The 3,704-nt window shown below is 45.8% G+C and carries 5 protein-coding genes; all 5 read right to left on the bottom strand.

What is annotated here, in order from left to right; all coding sequences use genetic code 11:
* Positions 1-323 precede the first annotated feature (323 nt).
* Positions 324-788: a CAAD domain-containing protein gene (locus tag J0895_RS23440; RefSeq protein ID WP_207090404.1), complete on the bottom strand. Its 465-nt coding sequence runs from the start codon at positions 786-788 to the stop codon at positions 324-326.
* Positions 778-921 (bottom strand): hypothetical protein, encoded by a 144-nt coding sequence (locus J0895_RS23435; RefSeq protein WP_207090403.1) that lies wholly within the window; start codon positions 919-921, stop codon positions 778-780. The genes J0895_RS23440 and J0895_RS23435 overlap by 11 nt, the downstream gene beginning before the upstream one ends.
* Positions 922-1,774: 853 nt before the next feature.
* The gene (locus J0895_RS26155) at positions 1,775-1,975 is read right to left on the bottom strand and encodes a zinc ribbon domain-containing protein (RefSeq protein ID WP_242541543.1); all 201 of its coding nucleotides are present in this window, start codon (positions 1,973-1,975) and stop codon (positions 1,775-1,777) included.
* Entirely contained in the window at positions 1,969-2,145 is a 177-nt protein-coding gene (locus J0895_RS26885; protein ID WP_340643573.1) for a hypothetical protein, read from the bottom strand. Before J0895_RS26885 ends, J0895_RS26155 begins: the two co-directional genes overlap by 7 nt.
* Before the next feature lie 397 nt (positions 2,146-2,542).
* Positions 2,543-3,704 (bottom strand): reverse transcriptase domain-containing protein (locus J0895_RS23425; protein WP_242541542.1); only part of this gene is annotated, 1,162 nt, incomplete at its 5' end.

The raw sequence follows: 3,704 nt of genomic DNA, 5'->3' as shown, positions 1-3,704 counted from the left end.
TCGTAACCTAAACGTAAAGGGAAAGTTCAAATCTAATTTGAGCGGACTTATTAGAGGCACTTTGACAGTGCCCATCAGACTTAGGCTTTGGTCTAAGGCTGTGCAAGAATCCCCGTGTCTTTAGACATCGGGAGTGTCAACAAGACAAAGACCACGGCGATTAAAATCGCTCGTGTCGCGGACCTCTGAGCACTAAAGTGACGCTCGTTTCCCGCATACCATGAGGTCTTATGAGAATATTGCACCCCAAACCTTGACCCGGATTAGCGATTAAGGACCCTCTCAGATTATTGAGAGGGTCTTTTAAATGGGTGATATTCTGATTACATAGGATGGTGGCCGACCACTTGGTCTTTGAGGGCAGAAATATCCTGGGCTAACTCCTGACGGTTAGAGGCCCGGAGTAAATAGCGATAGACAAACCACGCCGAGTATCCGATGCCCACAAATTCAAAAAACGGAGCAAGCAAGGGGACATCATTCACAGCATCCACCATCGCGAGGATCACTCTGACAGTCACCAGTGCAGACAAAAACAGTCCGACGGTAATAATGGGTCGTTGGTACTCGCTGACGAAACTCGTGACATAGATCGGCAGATCCCCTAAGATGGCCGTGACACTATCCACGATTTCCTCGAATTGACTCGGTTCTTGAGTAGCCGGAGAGAAAGGGGCCAACGCCCCTGCTTCTGAGGCGTTGATCTCAATTCTAAGTTGCGCGGCTTCCTCAGCTAACTGGGTAGATTTTTCGGTGGAGATGGCTTCGGTTTCAGTTTTAGGATTCATAAAATACTTTTCCTTGACGAACAATAACTGGATCGTAGCTTGTGACTGGAGCAGTTTGCCAACCTTCAGAGGTATTGCGATCGGGTAAAATCCGGGTTCGGAGCAATTCCGGTGAGACCCCAATCATTCCCACAGGCTTATGCGGTGGGAATTTTGCTCTTTAGGACAAAGAGATCTCTTTTGTGGCAATGTTGCCTTGATTTTATAAAAAATACCCTGAAAACCCTGTGACTTTAGTCCAGGGATGAAAGGGATAGGCAGGATTTATCCTGCCTATCAGCTCTACCAATTGCACAAATGTCTGGCCAGTGTGCTATCGTCAAAAGACTCGAAAGTTGCGAATTTTGAGAAATCAAGTATCTAGCTTAACAGCAGTACGGATGCTCAACATAATTAATCACAACCCATACTAAGGTTCTGAACCGATTAAATCGTCAGTAAAAGACGTTAAAACCTACCCCCGGACTGGAGGAAAGTCACGACCGAGGAAGCTCCTTGTCAGACGCTTGATAGCAGACCGCCATTTTTGGACAAAGGATTGCGCCCGGAAACCCTGACCATAGGGATATTAAGGCTGTACAGTCTTAAGAATCCCCGTCGCGATCGCGACGGAGATTGTCAAAGAGAAATCCAGGGAATTTGAGCAAATTTGAGGCGGTCTTCTTGATTTGTAGGGATTTATCCCTGCACTAGTGACATCTCCAGACACTGACCGCTTGGGCGGATCGCGTGCTGGCTTACTTGAATCACTTCAGAGATTTTCTGGTTGTTTCCTTTCGGCTGCGCTCAAGGCAAGCCTTACGGGATTTCGGCACTTGGCTAGACTTTGGGGCCCCCGCTTGATCGCCGGAACAGACAGTTTCCTTTCCCGACCATCCATCGGTACTAACTAATGAGGGCAATCCCTCGGTTACGAATTACTAAACCTGAAGCAACATCCCTGTCAATGGTGAACCCACATTCAAGGCAATGATGAACTCTTACTTTCAGGTTTTTTTAACGATCGCACCACATTCAGGACATTCTTGACTTGTCCCTCGGCTATTGACTTCTGCAAAGAATTTTCCTAACTTCCAGCAAACATACTTGACGATCGAACGAAATTGTCCAAATCCACCATCAAGCATATATTTGCCAAGCATCCCCTTAGCCATAATCCGAAAGTCTAAATCTTCCATGATTACCATGTCAGCAGACTCACACAGAACATATTCGCTTGTTCAAAGTGAAAATATGAGCGAGTATTGTCAATTGTGTGGTGCATCCGCGCTACTTTGATGCGTTGCTTCTCGTAATTACTTGACCGTTTCTTTTTCCTAGCTAGTCTGCGTTGCAGCGATTTCAGCTTGAAGAGCATCTTTCTAAAAAAGGGTGCATCCGATGTTTGGACAGTCTGCCCTCATCCCCCACCAGCCCCATTCTCCCAAAAAGGGTGAGGGCGGCGAGCATTGGGATGCTCCCCTAAGAAATTTGGGTGGTTTGACGAGAACGCCATCACGGGTCGCGATCAACTTTTCTAAGCCAATATCTACTCCAATCGGATGACCATGAGGCTTATGAGCGGGTACATTAACATCAGACTGAATACTAATACTGGCATACCAGATATCTGCTTTCTTGATTATGCGTACCTGTTTAATTGCGAAACGATATGGAATCGGTCTATGCAAATTAATTAAAATATTGCCAATCTTAGGCCAGAGGATCGTATTGCCCGCTATAGGAGATTCTTTAAACTGTGGAAATAGTAGAGACTAAAAGAGCCCATACTTCTTAAACCTAGGAAACCCAGTCCCTCTTGCTTGAAAAGTTTCCCATCCTCGATGTAACTGCTTTACGGCTTGCTGCAAAACTTGAGAAGGGACTTCACCTAATCGGGGAAATACTTTCTTTGCTTTTGGCAATGCGTTAAGTTGTTTTATCTCATTAGGAAATGGCAGGTCGGACGGCATGATGTACTCGTGTTTTATGGAACATCGTGTCATCAAGCATTTCCTGCTATTACACCAGTCTTTAATCTCGGCTAACCCATAGTTGTAAGCCGCTCTGCACGTTTCCATCCACCCAGACAGTTTTTCCTTCTTCGGTGGTAGCCGAATGAGTCCCGCTTGTGGGGCTGTTCTTTCGGATTTTATTACCACTTTGAGGGCTGCATGGTGGGCTTTGATTGCCTTTTTGCTTGGTTTTATTATGGTTTTGAACCCCAATAATCCCCATTCCTTCGCTTCCTTGGTATTTCTTAGGTTGTGAGGAACGGGGGCTCCACTTTTTCCACTGTGGTGTTTGCCTATGTGGAATTGCCGGATGGTAAATCCTAAGAAGTCAAATCCGGGATTCTCAGTCAATTCACTTTCTTCAACCCATACTGGATTCAGAGTGTGACATATCCTGGTTTTTTCCGGCTTTAACTCCAATCCGACTGGAGCTAACCAAGCCTTGATTGCCTCAGAAGCTTTGTAAATGACCTCTAACTCTGGGTGTAAAACCACAAAGTCATCGGCGTAACGAATGATTCTAATTGGTGTCTGTGCGTTTTTCCCTTGTTTCTTTGGGAATTGCGCTTCAACATCCCGAATCATCCTATCTAGGGCTATGTTGGCTAATAGCGGGGATATTACTCCCCTTTGCGGGGTTCCCGCTATTGGCTTTTCAAAGGCTCCTTTGTCCATAATTCCAGCTTTTAACCAGGCTTTCACCTGCTTTCTGACTGGAGTTGTGCATTGGAGCTTTTTCAGTAGGTAGGCGTGGTCTATCTTGTCAAAGCACTTAGATATATCCGCATCTAGGACATGATTGGCTTTCTTATTGATTACCAAATAAATCCGAGCTACGGCGTCGTGTGTTGACCTACCTGGCCTAAATCCATAACTGGTGCCTTCAAATCTGGCCTCCCAAAATGGCTCTAGAGCCATTTTG

It is taken from the genome of Phormidium pseudopriestleyi FRX01 (genome assembly GCF_017313335.1).
Taxonomy (GTDB): Bacteria; Cyanobacteriota; Cyanobacteriia; order Cyanobacteriales; family Laspinemataceae; genus Laspinema; species Laspinema pseudopriestleyi.
This window is presented reverse-complemented; position numbering and strand designations above follow the sequence as displayed.